At 40.7% G+C, this 19,507-nt stretch carries 13 protein-coding genes; 8 read left to right on the forward strand and 5 right to left on the reverse strand.

Annotated elements, in window-relative coordinates; translation table 11 throughout:
• Both ACYU87_RS26100 and ACYU87_RS26105 read left to right on the forward strand, forming a co-directional pair.
• On the forward strand, positions 1-935 hold a 935-nt coding region (locus ACYU87_RS26100), incomplete at its 5' end, for a hypothetical protein (RefSeq protein WP_461136947.1).
• 923 nt (positions 936-1,858) lie between these two features.
• Positions 1,859-2,287, forward strand: coding sequence for a hypothetical protein (locus tag ACYU87_RS26105; protein ID WP_461136948.1), 429 nt, complete (start codon positions 1,859-1,861; stop codon positions 2,285-2,287).
• Positions 2,288-2,537: 250 nt separating this feature from the next.
• Here the strand turns inward: ACYU87_RS26105 and ACYU87_RS26110 are convergent, their stop codons facing one another.
• Complete coding sequence (locus tag ACYU87_RS26110) at positions 2,538-3,239, reverse strand: hypothetical protein (RefSeq protein WP_461136949.1); 702 nt, start codon at positions 3,237-3,239, stop codon at positions 2,538-2,540.
• Positions 3,240-4,674: 1,435 nt separating this feature from the next.
• Between ACYU87_RS26110 and ACYU87_RS26115 the strand changes: the two genes are divergently transcribed.
• The 3 genes from ACYU87_RS26115 to ACYU87_RS26125 are packed head-to-tail and all read left to right on the forward strand — an operon-like array spanning position 4,675 to position 7,636.
• Positions 4,675-5,028, forward strand: a complete 354-nt coding sequence (locus tag ACYU87_RS26115; RefSeq protein WP_461136950.1) for a BfmA/BtgA family mobilization protein — start codon at positions 4,675-4,677, stop codon at positions 5,026-5,028.
• 2 nt (positions 5,029-5,030) lie between these two features.
• On the forward strand, positions 5,031-5,864 hold the full coding sequence (locus ACYU87_RS26120; protein ID WP_461136951.1) for a DUF5712 family protein: 834 nt from the start codon (positions 5,031-5,033) through the stop codon (positions 5,862-5,864).
• Positions 5,865-5,887: 23 nt separating this feature from the next.
• Positions 5,888-7,636: a type IV secretory system conjugative DNA transfer family protein gene (locus tag ACYU87_RS26125; protein WP_461136952.1), complete on the forward strand. Its 1,749-nt coding sequence runs from the start codon at positions 5,888-5,890 to the stop codon at positions 7,634-7,636.
• A 168-nt stretch (positions 7,637-7,804) separates the two neighbouring features.
• Here ACYU87_RS26125 and ACYU87_RS26130 read toward each other — a convergent pair whose 3' ends face one another.
• Complete coding sequence (locus ACYU87_RS26130) at positions 7,805-8,938, reverse strand: radical SAM protein (protein ID WP_461136953.1); 1,134 nt, start codon at positions 8,936-8,938, stop codon at positions 7,805-7,807.
• Positions 8,939-9,060: 122 nt separating this feature from the next.
• Entirely contained in the window at positions 9,061-10,416 is a 1,356-nt protein-coding gene (locus ACYU87_RS26135) for a radical SAM protein (protein ID WP_461136954.1), read from the reverse strand.
• A gap of 747 nt (positions 10,417-11,163) precedes the next feature.
• Between ACYU87_RS26135 and ACYU87_RS26140 the strand changes: the two genes are divergently transcribed.
• The 3 genes from ACYU87_RS26140 to ACYU87_RS26150 all read left to right on the forward strand — a co-directional run bounded on the left by ACYU87_RS26140 (position 11,164) and on the right by ACYU87_RS26150 (position 17,890).
• Positions 11,164-12,609, forward strand: coding sequence for a hypothetical protein (locus tag ACYU87_RS26140; RefSeq protein WP_461136955.1), 1,446 nt, complete (start codon positions 11,164-11,166; stop codon positions 12,607-12,609).
• A gap of 243 nt (positions 12,610-12,852) precedes the next feature.
• The gene (locus ACYU87_RS26145; RefSeq protein ID WP_461136956.1) at positions 12,853-16,626 is read left to right on the forward strand and encodes a hypothetical protein; all 3,774 of its coding nucleotides are present in this window, start codon (positions 12,853-12,855) and stop codon (positions 16,624-16,626) included.
• Between the two features lie 88 nt (positions 16,627-16,714).
• A complete protein-coding gene (locus tag ACYU87_RS26150) occupies positions 16,715-17,890 on the forward strand; it encodes a DUF3800 domain-containing protein (RefSeq protein WP_461136957.1) in 1,176 nt (391 codons plus the stop codon).
• Positions 17,891-17,958: 68 nt separating this feature from the next.
• On the opposite strand, the gene ACYU87_RS26155 is transcribed toward ACYU87_RS26150, so the two are convergent.
• Both ACYU87_RS26155 and ACYU87_RS26160 read right to left on the reverse strand, forming a co-directional pair.
• Positions 17,959-19,122 (reverse strand): hypothetical protein, encoded by a 1,164-nt coding sequence (locus ACYU87_RS26155; protein ID WP_461136958.1) that lies wholly within the window; start codon positions 19,120-19,122, stop codon positions 17,959-17,961.
• Positions 19,119-19,502 carry a hypothetical protein gene (locus tag ACYU87_RS26160; protein ID WP_461136959.1) on the reverse strand — a complete coding sequence of 128 codons (384 nt, stop codon included), beginning with the start codon at positions 19,500-19,502 and terminating at the stop codon, positions 19,119-19,121. The genes ACYU87_RS26155 and ACYU87_RS26160 overlap by 4 nt, the downstream gene beginning before the upstream one ends.
• Positions 19,503-19,507 lie beyond the last annotated feature (5 nt).

Below are 19,507 nucleotides of genomic sequence, written 5' to 3' on the forward strand. Positions count from 1 at the left end.
AACGCCTTGGTTACGAGGTCGCCAAACAACAGGGCGGCCGGAAGTGGTATCGTTACCGGAATGAGAAAACGGCGTCTTTCGTCCTGTCCAAAGATGGCCTGGCCTGGTTCGACCACGGGACTGGAAAAGGTGGCAATATCATCGACCTGGCTATGATGGAGGCCGGCACCGATAGCGTGCATGATGCTTTGCAATTCATCGAAAAAACGGTAGGCTTTATGTCTTATGCCATCCCGCCGATCCGCCAGAGGTTGCCCGTCGTGACAGAAACCGCTTATACCGTTGAAGCCATCCGTATCATGACCGATCGACGCGGTGAAAACTGGTGCCGCAGCCGTGGACTGGATATTGACGCGTGTCGACCTTATCTGTCTGACATCTATTTCAACCGAGCCACTAAACCACTTTCAAAGCCCCTTTATGCGGTGGGCGTGCCAAACATTTTTGACCAGCCTGACAAGCGCTGTTTAGAGATGCGCACCCAGCTAAATGGTGGTCCGTGGATCAAATCGAGCATCGGCCAAAAGACCATCACTGTGTTTCAATCAGGACGCGAAATCACCCCGTGGTATCTGTTCGAGGGTCTGCCCGATTTTTGCACTTTTCTAACACACCGCCGACCCACTATTAACGAGATGAGTTTCCTGATCCTGAACGGGGTCGGCATGACCAGCCACGCCATTGATTATTTGAAACAGCAGCCGACCGGGTCTCTAACGTTGTGTCCGCAGCATGGCAGTCAGGGCAGTTTAAAGAGTTGCGAAGTGTTACGAGACTTTGTTGCCAATAATGGCTGGAACGGTGGCAATATCGATTATCCAGCAGACAGCTACGATTATAATGCGTGGCACATGAGCAAGAAAGGCTTGAAGCCGATAGCTGCTCCATCTGCGTCAGGACCGAGATTAAAGTCAACACTCAATCTAAAGCTTTAAATCAATGGGGTGCATTTGCCGTTTCGTATAAATGCGGGTGACTCTCCATTATAAATTGACTTAATAAAATCGCTTACAAGCCACGTTTTTGCGTCGTATTAATGGAACATACATGAACTCCGATACGCAAACCCTAATTTCCGAAATGGAACAAGCTATTAGCCGACTTAAACGCCTTTCGGCAGCTCATAGCCAGATCCCCCTTAGTATGGAAAACAGTACGGCTCGAAAACGGCTGTATGACCGGTTTAAACAGGAGAGAGCCCAGTTCTTTATGGTCTTCGGGCAAGACAAATCCTTTCGCTTAGAAGCCTTAAATCCAAACCTGTTTCTCGAATTTAATCAATATCTAATCGACCATGTGTGCGGCATTGATGACATTCATCGATCTCCCACCTTTATAGAATACCTATTCAGAGGTAGCTGACACATTTAGGGTATATCCGCCACGTGGAGCCCATAGTAATCTGGCAGTCAACCAGTTATACGGATTAAACTGTTCAGCACAAGGGCTGTTTCGGCAAGTAGAATATATACCCGGAATACGCGTGAATTTGGGTTGCTAACCGCTGTATTTCGAGCTTGGATAGTCTTAACGTGGTTTAAAGGCATAAAAGCATCAAAAATGACTGTTTTTACACGTACCTTAACCGCATGATTTTTCACTGATATAATCGAACGTTAAAAGCATACATTTTTTGGCAAGCTCCTACTTTATAGCCTGTTAAATGTCTTTGGTGGCGTATATACCCCAACTGTGTCAGCTACCCCTTAGGTGGAGGATATACAACAGCTGTGTCAGCTGCTCCGCGTTTATTAAGAAAGGGAAAGGGCGAATAACTAAAAACATAGTTATTCGCAGTCATTTTACGAATTACTGTTCCTTTGTTATATTAGTAACATATAACAAAGATATCATACATATGAACGAGTTATCCAAGTTCACTAACCCAGCTAATATACATGTAGCTGCACCTGATCCAACTATTGATTTTATCCTGTACTTAACCGGGGTCCTATTCGGCTATTATCTTTTCAAAACTTCTCTAGTGTTTAGCGCGCTATACATTGAGCGCATGGGAATTCCTATCTACCGCCGAATTACTAAAATAGGGGAGTATGGCTGTATGCTTGCTAGTGGTTACTTAATCCTTGGGGCTGTAACTACTTATCAAAGTCTAATCTACTATTGTTTAGATGTTATTTTAGTTATTCTACTGGCGCATACTTTTATCAAGGGAGATCAGGCGTTACGCGGTGAATACTTACATGCTCACCAGTCTAGTAAGCAGAAAACAGTTAATCGGCTAATCGTTAACTTAGGTAACAGTATGTTTGGACAGGACAACTAGTTGTTTGCCATTAGCCACCCATACCCAACGGATAGCTAGAAAGAATAATTTTTTGTGGATTAGTACATCTAGCTAAAAAGTCTTACAAGCTTATTCTAGCCTCTCTAATTTAAGAACTTACCAATAGCCTTATCATATAATATAAATGTACGAAAGTCACTGAGAAGTGATTTCTGAGCGTTCGTCACTCTTCTAAGAATAGTATAATCAAGAATGACAATTAGAGATATAATGTCACACTTGGCTTTCCTTATAAGTCACTAATCATTTGTTTAATCAAGCTATCAAACTCTTTTATCTTTTGTTGACCTTCATTAAGCCAATCAGTTACCAGTTCGATATATTCAGGAAATAAAAGTTCTTTGTATACTAAGCCTCTACCTTTACAGCGATCAAGTGCATCCAATTCAAATTTTTGAAAGCGTTCGTAAAGAATACTGGCACTTGGAATGTCTTTTCTTTCGTGAGTAGGCGCTCTGTATAGAAGCCAGTCACGCACACAACGGACGGCCTCCTGCGGCATATTCTTGTGAATAGAAGGATCCTCTCCTCCTAAATCAGTAATATGCTCCTTGTAGCGGTGGGGTACACTATCGAGTACCAAATATTCTTTATCGTAATCATAGGGCGTGCCAAAATGACGACAGCCGATAAATACGCCTAATTCAAGAGGCATATTATTTCTCGGCATTATACCAGCCTCTAAATTGATTCGAGACAGATCATGGATTCCATACCGACTCTCCCCAATCATGTCAAGAATTCGTGAAAAACGAATATTTTGGGTACTGCTTTCCTGTGCACAGCGTGCAATGAAACCACAAGCTTGTATGGTGAATATGATTGCCTGAAAAAGAGGCTTATAGTCATCATCAAAAGGACAGTTAATGAAGACGTTGAAATCATAATCGGAAGGCTTTATACGTCGAGGCCGAGACGGTCGTTTATGCATTTCCTTGCTACTTTCCGCTTTTGCGATTTGATTTGGCTTTATTGGTATTAGGAGACTTAGCTGTCTTTGTAGACGCAGCTTTTTTGTTGGTCGTAACGGCTTTCTTCGGTAATCCTGTCTTCGGACTAGAAGGCGGACTAGCTTTTCTGACGGGCGGTCCCCCATACATTCGCTCATACTCGCCTCTCAACGTCCCCAATTTCTTATCACTGCGAGCATCGGTTCCATCCGGATTGCGAATGGCTCCTTTCTCCAGACCCAACTTTTTTTCCAAGTTGCCTATCTTAATATCCGACCTAACCTTACGTGCCATTTTAGATTAACTGTAAAAATGAGGGCTGCTAATAGAAACCGCATTCGTTCACGAAAACGACTTGACTAGATATGTATCAACGTAAAAGTAGGTATCTTGACAAGCTGAAATCATATCAATCAGGTGTGAACTGTGATTACGTAAAACAGTAAAGGCGTCATCTCCAAGTACACTACCTGTGATACGAATTATTGCGTTAGGATTAATGGATGGTAGCGTATACTCAAGGCCATCAAATCCACTTGAGGGTACATCGTAGCTCACAGATGAGGCCGTCATTGGACAATGCTCAAAGCGAAAAATATCGTAACCGTTATACAAACCCATAGTAAATAGCCTTAGTTGATAGCAATATCTAACAAATATACTTATTTGCCAATTGAAATATTTATGCTACAGACCAGATAGAAAATCTATTTATTAGTATTTTTATGCATCAAAATGTAAATTTTCGATTTGGATCATAACAAATATGGATTTATTTCTCACCCCAATATCATAATACCTTAAAAAAGAAATCGACAAAAAAAGCTTCTTGTTCTATATAAAAAAATGAAATTTAAACTGCCTTTTATATCAATGAAATAGCTCTTTACAAAAGAGCTTTAGAGTGGCAAATCTACACACCTGCTGAACGAGAAGAGTTTATAAATAAAAGCGTTTTGTTAGTGTTCAAAAGCCATCCAGGATTTAGATAATCTAGTATGTGATTTAGAACTCGATGATCGCTATGAAGCCCACCCCTATATGGAACAATATAAGCAACACAGCAAGCTGGTTTACACTAAACCGAGAATGCCCTATTTTGAACTAAACTACAACTGAGCTATGGACTCTACCCTCAACGAACGAACAGAAATGCATCAGTTGTGTAAGCCATGCCTGACGGGTGATTCCTCGCCTTCGCCCTGTGGGCATCGGCGTAAAGTAATAATCATAGATTATTAGCAAGAGGGAACGGGGCTACGCCACCGTTCACCCCTTGCCCCTTCGGGGTTTTTTCTGATAATCAAGCAGTTGCATATTTTTGTCTGAAAAATGAGTAGCTATTTTATAGCTGTTATTACTGTAAGTATCTGATTATCAATTTGTAAAGTAACAATAAACATAACTACAAGTCTTGTGTCCAGATACAAAACGATTAATGCCAACGAGCATGACTTCGCCGAGTTTGAGCGGCTTGCTACCGCGCACGGTCTAACGAATACGGCCCTGTTTTCGGCGATGGTCAACTATTTCAAGGTGACTAAAGCGGACCCCCGCGACCCAAAAGCCGATAATCCAACCGACGCCATTAAAGCGTTAGATAAACGGCTTGTTTCGTTTATCAAAGAACAGGAAAAAAAGACACTGCATCCGATGAAAGAAGCCTTGTTTGAATTAGCTAGTTCGGAGGGTGCTACGCGAAAACACGAGCTTAGAATTGTGAATAACAATGTGAAAAAAATTATTGCACATCTTAAAATTGATGGCTGATTATGCAGACTAAATTTACTTCTCCGGTGAAAGGGAATAATAAAGGCAGTTGTATTCAGCTAGCGACCTATTTAGAGAAAGAAAACGATAAAAAAATAGAAATAGAGCGTAGCTATTTTTTCTCCGTGGACCGCGATCGCTGCAATAAATGGGAAGTTGTTCAGCAGATCGATAACAATGGAAAAGGACAGGGCCTTGAGCGGAAAGATGATCGCTTTTATTCGCTGGTGATTAGTCCGTCTCAAGCTGAACTAGCGCACATCGGCGATAACTCGCAACTGCTGAAAGATTATACACGCCAGGTTATGGAAAACTACGCGGCTAATTTTGGAAAGGGAATTGAAAGTCGGGATCTAGTGTGGTACGCCAAGATCGAGCACGAACGTAAATACGGTTTTGATAGCCCCGAAGTGAAGGCCGGACTCGCCCAGGCGAACGAGCTGAAAATGGGCGATCAGCGCCATATTCATATCATCGTTTCGCGCTGTGCGGCCCGTGAAAACGGGCACGTATTACAAGCTGAGCGAGTGATGACGAATAATGACCGAACGATGAGTCTATCCCCGATGACTAACCAACGGGGCATGAATGGGGGAGCGGTAAAATCAGGCTTTGACCGGGAGGCCTTCTTTCGGGCCAATGAGCGCAGCTTCGATGAGCAGTTTGGCTATGGGCGGAGCTTGACCGAAGGCTATGACTATTGCAACGCCTTAAAGAATGGTAGCCATTACCAATATGAACATTCACTGAGTCAATCGAAAGGCATCGAGATGAACAATGAACCTACGTTACAACGGTCGATTGACCGGTCCGCTGAACTGTCAGTAGGCTTTTAAATAACACCTAATTAAACATGAACATGCAACAGCCATATGAGGGGCGAGAATTTGGGAAAGTGATTGGCAAACTGGTTGTGTTCACCCTGATTGCGGCCCTAGGCGGCTTTCTAATTCACATGGTATTAGAGGCTATGTTTCACACTATCGGCATGGGTCGGTGGCCTACAGTACAGAAAATTGAGAAATGGGCCGGTTGGGGATTCGGCCTCTATTTCTTTGTTCAACTGGCGGCTCCGGGCACGAAGAAGCCCAGCCTGAGTAAAGCTAGCGTGACGACCCGCACCGGCTTACGGGTAAAGACCGGGGTGTATAGTCTGGCCACCCAGGAGGGGGACATTCGCACCATCAAAATTACTAAGCCCACGCACCATACGCTAATTGCCGGTTCGCCTGGCAGTGGTAAAAGCTTTAGTCTGTTAGAGCCTATTCTGATGCAGGCCATGCAACAGGGTAAAGCCGGTCTAGTCTATGATTACAAGTTCCCCTCCCTAGCTCCGCTGGTGGCGGCTACCGTACCTGAAGGGACCAAAGATTACTACATCAATTTTGATGATTTGCGCTATTCCCACCGGGTCAACCCGATCCATCCCCAGGTGATGACGGAGATGGCCTACGCCAAACAGTTTGCCACCACGATTGTGAAAAACTTGGCGGGCAACGGGGGCGATAGCCACGCTTTTTTCACCAACTCGGCCATTGGCTACCTAAGTCTGATCTTGTGGTATCTGCGTACCGAGCAATCCCAGTTCTGCACCTTGCCTCATGCCATTTTACTAGCTTTCCAAGAGACGGAGAAAGTCGTTGAGCTGTTGGAAATGAGTCGGGATAGTGTGATCCGCACCGCCGTTAAACCCATCCGCACGGCGCTCAAATCCAGCAATCAGCTCGCGGCCATTGAAGGCACTCTACAGCAGGGACTACAAACGCTGATTTCGGCCAAGCTATTTTGGGTGCTGTCAGGCAATGACTTTCAGTTGGATTTGAATAACCCCAAAGACCCCAAAGTACTGGTGCTCGGCAATACTGCCAAGTTGGATGAAGTATACGGACCGATATTAGCGCTGCTGGCCACAGTCGCTTTAAAAGAGATGAATCAGCCGGGCAGAGCCGAGAGTATTTTTATGGTTGATGAATTTCCCACCATTTATATTCCCCGCTTTGAGACGTATCCGGCTACGTGCCGCAGCAACGGGGTCGAAGTCATTATTGGTATCCAGGATTTTGCCCAGATGGAAGACCGCTACGGTAAGACTATGAAGAATGCGATCCTAGGTACGCTTTCCAATCAGTTCTTTGGGATGCAGGCCAATTTAGAATCGGCCAAGTATGTCTCCGAACTATGGGGCAAAGAAGAAGTGCAGACGACTTCGACTAGTCAAGGCGAATCCAGTAACGGGCACCGGCAAGGCAGCAACGTTGGCCAGTCGTTCAGTTTGACCCAGCGGCAGCGTATCCAGGTGCAGGACGTATCGAACTTGAAACAGGGCGAATTCTACGGCAAGCTATTTCAAAGTGATTACAGCACGTTCAAAGCGCAGATACGGCCCGTTGAGCGGCCTGCTTCACCGAGATGGAAGCCGTTTACTGAGGTGACCGAGGCCAAGCTAGAAGCTAATTTCAGCCGAATTGAGCGGGAGATTGCGACGCTAATGCAGGGCTTACCACCCAAGCCCCTAGAACCACTACCACCCGTTCCAGCTCCTAAGCCAACGCCACCACCCACGCCTAAACTGAACCGACCAGAAGCAGACTTAGCCGACGACTTTTAGGCGATTCTATTGCCTTCGGCGACCCCTTGGCGGGGAGCAGGCGTAACAGAGCGGCCAGGCCAGCCGAAGCAGACAGGTAGAACCTGTCTGCTTCGGCTGGCCTGGCCGCTCTGTTACGCTTTTATCAAAACTAATTTCTCAGATAGTGTTTTATATTTCTTATGTCTACTATTTATTTTCGTTTGGATTGCAGTTGCCCATTTGAGGAACACAAGTGCCTCCATTTTGAGGATTGCAAGAGTTACCTGCAACAAACTGTGCAGTGTCTATATAGCTGCTTTGTGTTGGATTACAATTGCCAAATTGAGGTACACAGTGTGGAGCGCATGGGTCGTCAACGCTAACTGATAGGGGTTCAACACTGCCACTGCTGGTTGTCTGGGTCGGGTTGCAGTTGCCATATTGAGGTACGCAATGCGGAGCGCATGGGTCGTCAACGCTGGCCGACTGAACGTTGATCTGATTAAGGTAAGCTAACTGAGCTGTAACGAATGCTTTACGCGGTTCGCCATAAATTATATCTTGTAAGCTTTGCGAACGGACATTTCCGAGCAAATCAGCGCGAGCCATAATACAGGGGAATACATCACCTGAGGACGTAACACAGGCTCGTCCGTTATGGCACGCACCGCAAAGTTCGTGTAGACGATTCTGCAATGTGGTTTCTAAGGGAGATGTACTCTGCTGTTGCGCTCTACCTACTTTCCTAACTCTGTCAAAATTGATATTCTTAACACCCAGCGATCTTAAAAAGTGTTTAGTTTCTTCTATTTCAGCATCAGTTTGATCAATCTGTATAATACCAACTCTCAATTCAAGCCCTGCTTGAACCGCTTTCTTAATAAAACCCAAAGTACGGTAATAGCTGCCTTGCCGTTCTGTTATTGAGTCGTGTACATCAGGATTAGTAGAGTAGAAAGACAAAGCCACATTTATATTCCACTCTTTGTATCGCGCGATACGTTCCGAAGAAATAGCCACACCGTTTGTGAAAACTTCAATCGACTCAAAGCCGAGAGATGATGCTTCCTGTAGCAAAAAATCAAGATACGGGTGTATTGTTGGTTCACCTCCAATAAACTGAACACTTTTGCACCCCATTTCTCTTGAGGTATGAAGTACGTTGAGCCAGTCATCAACTTCCATTCCACGAGATAATGGAAGATGAGGGCTAGACTCTGAATAACAGTGAACGCAGGAAAGATTACATTTCTCCGTTATCTCAAGCCAGACATGTTTTAGAGCAGATGTTTTCTGTTGCCGAGAATTTAAAGAGTTAACAACGTTTGTAGCCGCATTCATATAGTAAGGGGTTAAATAATGAGTTGTTTCGTACAGTAGATTAACAATACATTAGAGAGCCAAACAAGTTTTAGGTTTTATACGCCAAATATTGTTTGGTACTAGTTTTATGGCGTTCCACTTTATACGGCTTCTTTAGGGCCGTAATACATAGTATTTATTTCTTCAAATGTTAGCGATTCGTTGATAAGAGGGCAATAATCCGGCGACTCAAGAAACGTATTATTTTTGAGTTTACGACTCATGTATCCCCCCTTACATACATCCTTAAATTCACACTCATTGCAAGCTTTAGGAGTAGCTGATGACAATGCGTACATTTTATTGAAGAAATTGGTATTCCACAGTTCATGGGCAGACCGTTCTAATAAATTCCCCAACCTATATTCAGACAGACCGAAAAATTCATGATTCGGATACGTGTCCCCATTAGGCATAACGTCTATTCTTGAGTTAAAAGCCTTATCACCATATAGATAAGTTGCCAATGGATTGGAACTGTCAAAATCAAGTAGATTCTCTTTTAATAAAAAATCAAAATGACAGTTTGAATCAACTTTTAGGCCGTAGAATTTACCCCGCTGTTTGGCTTTTTTTAGAGTGGTTACAAAATCTACAAAACTAAAAGCCATACCATTATTGATTGTATATTCAGAATGCTCAGGAAAAAACAGAGTCACATCAGAAGCGTCAACAGATGCACACCAATCAATATACTCCTCTATGTAAGCATAGTTTTTAGAGTTAATGACTATTGAAACTAAAAACGTTTTGCCAGCGTCTTTCAAAAGTTTAATAAATGCGTTCGCTTTAGAAAAGGAGTTGTTGCTTTTGACGACGCTATTATGTATTTCCTCATTATGGCCTTGAACAGAAATGTTAATATCAACATTGCAATCTATTATTTTCTGAATAATAGATTCTTTGCAATTTGTTCCATTTGTGGCTAAACTTAAATGTACTTTACTCTGATACAGCGTACTTATTAGCTGTTCAATGTATTTGTACAGTAAAGGTTCACCACCTAAAATACCGACATGAAAAACCCCTGAACTAGAGATAGAATTTACTATTTTTTCTATGTTATCCTCCGTCAAGATGCTTTTACCTGGATTCTCAACCCAGTTGCCAACGAAGCAAAAACCACAACGGTAATTGCAATGAAAAGCAGGATAAATATCTACAGATGCGGGCGATGATAATCTGTGTTCTGAACCTATAGAACTGTTGACATACTTTTGTACAGGATTCTTACTTGTAGATTCATAAACAAGCCCCGACTTTATAAATCCTTCTACGTACTCTCCAAGGCCAGGTTGTTCGTTGAAGTCTTCTATAAGCAAAGCGTTTGAATCAATCAAATCCAAAATCGCGTAAGCAGATTCGTTTAGATATATATATCCGCCACGTGTACTGAATCTATTATAGGCCATTCCGCCAAAAGATTCTTTTCTAAAAGGAAAACGGACCTGTAACATATACTCCGCTTGTTTAAAAAGTAGGTAGGTTATAGACTTTGCTTTAGTGGAATCGATGGATACCGACTAAAGCAAAGTCTAAGCATCGCTTGCAGGGTGGGTCACGGATGCGCCAACCAATAATATCTAGTTTAGGCATCTGGCTCGAAAACGCTTCCTCTGGCACTACTCAGGTGCGCCAGTCCAGTACTTCGACCCACCCAAACGTCCTGAGTTGGGTATCTCAGACGCGATAGGTAAGCAATCCACGAGTAGCTTGCCTATCGCAGCTATTCGTGACTTAATACCCTTGTTGGGGCTTGCGCTAATTTCTGAGTAGCGCGTTTGGCGTGTTGATGGAGTTGCTTCCATTTGTCTGTAAAGTTTAAGAGAAAAAAGGATAACTAGACTTCGACCGAAATCCACTTAAACCTACAAAATTTGTTTTATTTACGGTACTAATGTTCTATAAATCAGTATACTGGGAAATCACTGAAATTATTGATCTGTTTTAGTGATTCATATAAAAGTTGTATATTCAGCCAGATTTGAAGAATCAACAGCCATATGAATGATGACCTCGAGTATCGGCTATTGAAAGTTGACGAAAACTCCTTTTTTGGTTCTGATTTAGTTTTAGTGATTTAGTGATTTTTAGTAGTTCGTTTAGTTCACGTTGAATAAAGTAACCTAAATAACTTAAATATATAAAAAATTATGAGCGGGGGTAGACCTAGAAACGTCGAGATTAAGGCTAGTGATTCCGAAATGATCGCTTTGCTTGAGCACATTAATCAGAAGTTATTAAAAGGAAAAAATGAAATCAAAGATAAAGCTAGGCACTTAAGACTTTTAGCTGAAGAAAGGGGATTTGATTTCGATGAAATTGAACTTAGGAATAAATTCTTTGGTCCTCTCAAAAGAGGTAAATCTATCTTTCTATCAAAAAAACGTATTAAAGAAATTGATTCTTTTCTGCGAAGTATTAAGGTGGATTATAAGATTGATATTGAAATAGTTTCCAGTTTCAAAGAACGATACGCTCCTGATGAGTTAGAAGAAGTTAAATTGCGGAATACAAGAGAAGATGTTATAACACTATTATTTAAAAATAAGGCCCGATTAAAATATTTGGAAGATACTGAATGGGTTCTTTTTGAGCGTGTAGGTTATGAACCTATTAAAAACTCTGAATGGGGAATTGCCGTAGGTAGAATACATTTTACTGTATTTAGAGATTACTTGCATGTGACAATGAATACAATTTATAAGACGATAAACCGTACTTATAGAGGTATTGCTACCCATGATGCACAGAAGTGTTTATTTCTTGATTTGTTGAAAATTGAAGATAGTACACGCTCTAATTTTATTTTACAATTAGCTGATAGCGACGTACATTCCCAATCTTTATTAATAGGTCACTATAGCTTTTACTCCCCTTCCAATGCTTTTGATCATATTTTGAGTAAAACTGTAGTTTTGCTCAAAGTGATGAAGAACGTAGATGCTAACACGCAAAAAAATTATTTGTCTATAGGAAATTATGATTACAATACTGATGAATACAAAACAATACCTCAAGATATAAGAAGTTTCCTTTATACGCGTGAAATGAATCGAATGAGTATGCCGAAGGGAAAGATTGGTGATTTAACTGACCTTGAAGTTTTTCTTAGAGATCATAGACATAATAAGATAAATCCTATTCTAAAAAAACATTTTCTCGGTGATTATAAAATCTATTACAAACGTACAGATAGTGCCGTCACAGAAGACGACTTGTTAATTTATTTTGATGAAGATGCTATTAAGTTAATGGCAAAGTATACACATAAACCCGATGTAGACAAAAAACATAATAAAATTTGGTTAGGTCAGATATATCTTAACGATTCCAAAAGCGGAATTTCATTAGAGCTTAGTAATGAAAAAAGTAAAGAACGGCAAGATCAAGAAGACCCTATATTATTGACTTTTTGGATTCCAGATAAAACAGTTAATTTCTCTGAAAGTCAATGCTTTCCCGGTGTTATATCAGGATTAGAGGATTCGTCTGATGGCCCCATCAGTTTTGTGTGTTTAGCTGTTAGGAACAATGTTGCGGATTTTAGGGGTGCAGAAGATGATAGGGTGAAGAAGTATTTTGCGAAACAGGGATCATGGGTGCTTCAACCAATAGAGGTCAAACACAAGCTGGATGAATACCATTAATATAGTGCTATTAGAAAAGTACAACGCTCAGCTACTTGCGAGAAATAAGCTGGGCGTTGTACTTTTCCATTATTGTTATGTAAAAAATCTTATGTAATGAGAGTAAACTTAGATGCATATATTATAAAAACGCTTGGTAGATATAATATATCCAACTTATGCAGATTGCAGTTTTTAGGAAAAGTAAATGAGATAACGACAGTTTTTATCTTTTATATGTTGTAATAACTATCCACGTATACTATGAACTGGGTTGATACTACTGATTTACGGGCTTGGGCAAACAGAAGAGATTGCCAAGAAACCTTACCACAACTGATAAGAAAACTGATTCGAGCGACTTCCAACTCAATTAAAAGCATAAAATTTCCATCCGGAGAAAATGTGCTTGTTGGTGGTTGGGATGGTATTCTCGTAGTTAGTGAGGAAACAGATTATCTGCCATTGGGCACCTCCCTATGGGAATTTGGTGCTAACTCAGACCCAAAAGGAAAAGCTGACGACGACTATCAAAAAAGGACCGATAATCCTTTGGGTTTTGATCCGGCTGAAAGCACTTTTGTTTTTGTAACCCCGAGGTTGTGGACGAAAGGTGAAGAGTGGATAAAAGAAAAGAAGAAAGATGGTATCTGGAAAGATATTCGAGTTATCAATGCCGAGAGGCTTGAAGAATGGCTTGAGGCCGCACCTACTGTAGCTGCTTGGTTAGCTATTAAGCATTTAGGCAAATATCCAAATGAGGGTATTCGACCGGCAGATGATTTCTGGGATGAATGGTCAAGCGGCCCAAAGATCAGCCTTCAGCCTCAAATACTGTTAGGTGGAAGAAGGCCGCAAGTTAATGAACTACTCTCAAGTATAGAGAATCCGGCTTTGACTGCTATTCAGGGTACATCCAGAGATGAAGCACTAGCTTTTGTTATTTCGGCGTTCAAAGACAATCCTGATAAGGAAGAAGACTTCTTTGCTAGAAGTTTGATCGTAGACACGCCAGAAGCCTTCAGACAACTTTCCGTTCTGAAGACACCACTAATTTTTATAGTTAGGTTCGAAGATGAAGGGATATTCAACCGAGCAATTAAGAACGGTCATAATGTTATTGTACCACTAGGTGCAGATGCTGCTGAAAACTGGAGTGACAAAATCATCCTACCCAAAATAGATCGAGATTCATTTATTAAATCACTAGTTGAATCAGGTATCTCAGAAGAGTTAGCCGAAAAATATTCTCGAGAATCCCTCAGAAACATTACTGTTTTACGGAGAACGCTGGAGTTTGTTAGAAACACGCCTGATTGGGCTAAGTCAGAAAATGTGTCTGATATAATTCCTGCTTTATTAGTTGGTAAGTGGGATGAAAACTACGAAAGTGATAAAGAAATTGTTGCTCGGCTTGCTAATAGCAGTTATGAAGAATATACCAAAAAACTTACCCGTTGGTTACATACGGCAGATTCACCAATTATAAAAATCGGTAATACATGGCGGCTAGCTTCGCCTTTAGATGTCTGGACTAATGCGTCAAAATATCTAATAAGAGATGACTTTGCGAAACTTCAGGATTGTTTTCTCGAAGTAATGAATGAGGTGAATCCAGCCTTTGAACTAGACCCTCAGCAAAGGCATATGGCGACAATTTATGGCAAAACAAGACAATATTCCGGATGGATTAGAGAAGGGATAACTCAATCATTAATTTTAGTTTCTGTGTTTGGTAATCAGTTACGATTTGATTTGCCTGGATCAGCAGAAAGCCTTGTGAATCATACCGTTGCTCATTTGCTGGCAAATACTGATCCGCTTCTGTGGAAATCATTTGAGCATTATTTGCCACTGATTGCTGAAGCTGCTCCAAGTGAATTTCTAAATCAAGTTGACAATCATTTGAAATCCGATGGTTCATCAATACTAGATCTATTCCAGGAGGAGCCTGGCTTCTTGACAGCAAACAGCTACCATACAGGGTTACTTTGGGCACTTGAAGGTGTTGCTTGGCTTCCTGAATATCTATCCCGCTCGTCTTTGATATTAGCAAAGCTATCAGCTGCTGATCCAGGGGGGAGACTGTCCAATCGACCAATTAATAGCTTATCAGGCGTTTTCAAACCCTGGTATTATCAAACTTTAGCATCGTTCACCGAGCGAGTGGATGTATTGAAATTGATTGCCGCTAAAGAACCAGAAGTAGGTTGGACTTTACTCATAAGGATGCTACCAGAAGGGGGGAGAGAAGTAGGGCACCCTAACCATAAAATGCGCTGGAGAAGGTTTGATGAAATATCGAACAAGCCTGTATCCTACAGAGAAATGTGGGAAATGCACTCAGTCGTCGTAGACATCTTGGTATCTATTTTTGATTATTCAGAATTAAAACTTACGAAGCTGATCAAGCAATCAGTGAGCATGAGTTGGCCTGATCGAGACAAAGTGTTGTCATTTATCAAGTTAAATTTCGACAAAGTCAATCAAACAACATACCAGGCATGGCACGCTGTTCGAGGAGTTCTATCTCATCATCGTTCATTTCCAGATGCGGAATGGGCTCTGCACACAGACGATTTAGCGCGTTACGAGGAATTATTTAACTTATTAGAACCTACAGATGAAGTTATCAAAGTGCAGTGGATGTTTGATGAACAATGGCCAAGCTTTCCAGAGGGCATTGAGCGATTGAAATTGTCACATGAAGAACAACAACAGTTTATTGATGACAAAAGAGTTGCGGGTTTGAAGAGTATATATAATGAATATGGGATTGAGAAAATAAAAGAGTTAAGCGCAATTGTTAAAGAACCTATAATTTTAGGAGATACAGCGGGTCGAATAGTGGACGATGAACAAGATATATTGGCTGCTGCTGAACTGCTAAACAGTGATGATACTTCAGGCTTCTTTCGTGGATTTATATTTAGAAAGTCTGTTGTCAATGGTACAGAATGGGCCATTCAACTATATAGGCAGTTAGAACAGACTGGTTATACTAATGCTAGATTAGCTTTTGTTCTCCTCCCCTTGAATCAATCCGGAAATGTCTGGAATTTTATTGATAGCTTAGATGAAGAAGTTGGGAAAGCATACTGGTTAAAAGTTCAGCCTCATTTCTACCACATTTCCATTGAAGAAAAGATCAGAGGATTAAATTATTTGCTTGATCACAAGAGGTATGTAAGTGCAATTCATGCTTGTACCTCCTTTGTAGAAGAGATACCGACTGAATTGTTGGTAAAAATTCTAGTCAAACTGGCCACTGAAAGAGCAGAAGAAAACGGTCAGCTTCAAGGGTATGAAGTACAGCGTTCTTTCGAAGTATTGAACAACCGAGATGATGTCGAACGCCAGACCCTTATCCAGTTAGAATGGTTTTATCTTTCCATTTTAGAAAATTATGGAAGGGGTAGAAATACAAAACATCTTCATGATGAATTAAGTCAAAATCCTGAATTCTTTATTGAAGTATTTAAATGGGTTCATAAGCCGGGTGAAGGATCTAGTGAAGTAGAATCAGAAAACTTAAACAGTGAACAACTTCAAAATAGAGGATTACACGCATATGAATTATTAGAGTCTTGGAAAAAAATTCCTGGTGTTGATAAGGATGGGCATATTGATAAAGAATTTCTCAATGGTTGGATAAGCAGGGTGCGAGAATTAGCCGATCAGTATGGTCGCCTCGAAGCAGCAGATAGTTATATAGGTCGGTCACTTGCTCAGTATAGGGAAGATGTTGATCACTGGCCACCAGACGAAATATGTAGTGTTATTGAGCAAATTAACACTGATAGTATAAAAGCTGGCTTTTCTTCTGCAACTTATAATAAACGGGGTTTTTCTTCACGAGGTCCTTTTGATGGTGGTGTTAGAGAAAGAGAGTTAGTAGCTTATTTTAATAGATTAGCCGAGTATCACAGAAATAGATTCCCGATTGTTACTACCATTCTAGAGAGATTGGCGAAAGGCTACGAGCAAGAAGCAAAAAGAGAGGATGATGATGCAGAGCGTAGCAGCTTAGACTATTAAAATCACCTACCAAGTTCTTAAACTAAATCTCAATCTGTATAAGGTTAGCGACATTCAGTAACTTGCTGGCTAGCTTACTAATTGCCCAATGAATGACCATATTGCCTTCCTAGACGAATGGGGAAATAATGGCCTTGACTTTACCAAGCAGGGTGTTTCCACCCATTTCATCGTCACCGCTATCACCTTACGCAAAGAACAGCTTAGTGAGGCTGAAACTCAATTAGAAACTGTGCGTAAGCGCTTCTTTCAAACCGGGCCTATCAAATCGGCCAAAGTAGGCAGCGATGATAAGCGCCGGATCTTGATCCTAAAACAACTGCTAACGGTTCCCTTTCAACTATTTGCCCTCGTCGTCGATAAACGAGAATTACGCGGGGAGGGATTTTATTACAAAGGGTCCTTTTACAAGTTTCTGCATGGACTAGCCGACCGAGAACTCTACCGGAGCTTCCCCAATCTGGAATTAGTAGCGGATCGACACGGTGACGAGAGTTTTATGCAGGGATTCACCCAGTACATCTATAATCGACATGTACCCACCCTATTTAACCAAGCTAGTTTTCGCTTTGTGAACAGCCAAGCAAGTCTTCTCATCCAGGCGGCTGATTTCGTAGCGGGCACCCTAGCCCGGTGTTATGATGAAACGGTACTATCATCCGAAAGAGCAAGCTTTGTACAACTCTTGAAACCTAAGCTGCTTACCCTGAAATACTGGCCAGACGTATTTGCGCCCGTGGTAGCCCAGAGCGTTCCCGATCAAGCCAATTACAATGCTGGTTTAGCGGAACTATGTGTAGGCTTGGGTCAAGACTTTTTGCATCGTAAACTGACCAGTCGTTCTCCACAAGAAATTGACCAGGTTACGTGCTTAAATTATTTGTTGTTTCACTTCCGTCATGTTGATCCCACACGCTACATCTCGAGCCGGGAATTGATAGCTCACATTGAGGAACGGCGCGGTAGTTTACCTACTCTGCACTATTTTCAAACGCGTGTGATTGCTCCACTTCGGGATGCGGGTGTCATCATTGCCAGCAGTACCAAAGGCTACAAAATTCCCTCGTGTGAAGGAGACCTCTACGATTTCATTAATCACAGCAATACGATCATTCAGCCGCTGTTATCTCGCATTAGCAAATGCCGGGATCGAATCCGGTTAGCCACAGGGGGAGCTATTGACCTTTTGGAGCGAGAGGAATATGCAAACCTGAAACAGTTGTTAACTGATCCTGTGATGACTGAATCTGATCGCAATGGGTAGGGGGTAACAAACCAGGAACGACCGTTACAGGTTTGTTACCCCGGCAAATACCTATTCACTTTCCAATATCAATATAGTTTTTCTGCAATTATATCCTGTAGTATAAACTGAGATCTTTTAATAGCACGATTGATTAGATCTATCATAAGACCTAAAACAAATAGATATATCGAAAAGAATAGCACAGTCAAATTAGAAGGAACTGTATTGTTGAAAAAGCCTAGAATAAACATACATAATACAGTTGTGTATGGCCAGACTCGACTGTATTGTGGTTTTGTAAAACTTCTCATGTCGACACTTGCTGTGACATACCTTTGTAAGCTTTGTAACCTATTTCTTTTTTGAATAATATCACGTGAATTGGTTGATGTATTTATATCACGTTCCCATTGTAGTATCAAATCTTCACTAACGACCATTAATTCTGTGTCATCCAGTTGGCTATATGAGTAGTGGTCAGCTCTACATTCATTCACCAAATCAAATATTCCTCGCTGAAAATGTAAAAGATCCTTGGATAATATGAGAGATATTAAAACAATTATCCAAATGCTTTTACCGAATAATACTATTACTATAAAGCAAACGATTGTGGAGGATATACCATGTAGCCAAACAGCAGAATCATGTCTTTGATTTATTGGAAGAACGTGAGCAATTTCATGATACAGTTTAAATTTTGTGAGCGGATCTCTTAAATCCTCTTCCGAATATGGTAGTAATATGATAGAAGAACCCGGCTCATAGCCAATGGAGTAAGCTGTAGGAACTATAAAATCTATTTTACTTCTTTTGATTTCATTCTTGTATGGAACAGGAGTATATAAATAAATTTTTATAGGTTTGTATTCTATTCCAAATTGATTGTAAAATCTTATAAGAGATAGTCGAAATTTACTAGGTAAAAAACTATTAATGTCTTCTAAAATTTTTTTGCTTATTATATATTCTTCTATTCTAGGGATTTCTCTTAAAAGAAACTTTTTGTCTTTCAGAAGATCATAAAAATTTGATATTGAGCTTATAGACTTAATTATAACGCATAAGTGCATAAGTAAAATTTCCGATACAAAAGCTACAAAGATGATAAGTATCCAACGGATATTATGATTTGTGACAAATGATGAAATGCAATAAAATGTTACTGGAATTGTTATGGGAAGATTTCGGAGTGTATCTTTTAAAGACAGCGTAAAAGGATTTGCTACCCAGTCTTTAAACAATTTCATTTTTTATTGATCGATTTTATTAGTTCTCTTATAATTAGATTAGTTGTTTTAGAATCTAGCCTATTTTTGTCATATTGCAACATTTTCTCCGAAACAATTCTTTCTATTTCTTCCTCTGTTTTTTTTGTTGCATTTTTGTCTTTGTAAAATTTGTAAACTTCTATTGTAATCTGAAGCACTGATAATATTATACCAAAATCAATTCCGATGTCAAATTTTTCACCGCCACCACTATCAAATGAAATATCAGAATTAGCTTCATCTATAAAGTCATTCTTAATTATACTGTAATTTTGACGCCCTATGTTTCTAATTTCTCGTTGAAATCTGGTTTCAATAACTTCTTCAATTAAATCTTCAATAGAGATTAAGTTTTCCATACATT

This window comes from Spirosoma lituiforme (genome assembly GCF_054776635.1).

Bases quoted from the DNA above. Each gene is read 5' to 3' on its own strand.
- ACYU87_RS26125 (WP_461136952.1), top strand. From the start codon at position 5,888: ATGCAACAGCCATATGAGGGGCGAGAATTTGGGAAAGTGATTGGCAAA.
- ACYU87_RS26120 (WP_461136951.1), top strand. From the start codon at position 5,031: ATGCAGACTAAATTTACTTCTCCGGTGAAAGGGAATAATAAAGGCAGT.
- ACYU87_RS26145 (WP_461136956.1), top strand. From the start codon at position 12,853: ATGAACTGGGTTGATACTACTGATTTACGGGCTTGGGCAAACAGAAGA.
- ACYU87_RS26150 (WP_461136957.1), top strand. From the start codon at position 16,715: ATGAATGACCATATTGCCTTCCTAGACGAATGGGGAAATAATGGCCTT.
- ACYU87_RS26130 (WP_461136953.1), bottom strand. From the start codon at position 8,938: ATGAATGCGGCTACAAACGTTGTTAACTCTTTAAATTCTCGGCAACAG.
- ACYU87_RS26105 (WP_461136948.1), top strand. From the start codon at position 1,859: ATGAACGAGTTATCCAAGTTCACTAACCCAGCTAATATACATGTAGCT.
- ACYU87_RS26110 (WP_461136949.1), bottom strand. From the start codon at position 3,239: ATGCATAAACGACCGTCTCGGCCTCGACGTATAAAGCCTTCCGATTAT.
- ACYU87_RS26155 (WP_461136958.1), bottom strand. From the start codon at position 19,122: ATGAAATTGTTTAAAGACTGGGTAGCAAATCCTTTTACGCTGTCTTTA.
- ACYU87_RS26160 (WP_461136959.1), bottom strand. From the start codon at position 19,502: ATGGAAAACTTAATCTCTATTGAAGATTTAATTGAAGAAGTTATTGAA.
- ACYU87_RS26135 (WP_461136954.1), bottom strand. From the start codon at position 10,416: ATGTTACAGGTCCGTTTTCCTTTTAGAAAAGAATCTTTTGGCGGAATG.
- ACYU87_RS26140 (WP_461136955.1), top strand. From the start codon at position 11,164: ATGATCGCTTTGCTTGAGCACATTAATCAGAAGTTATTAAAAGGAAAA.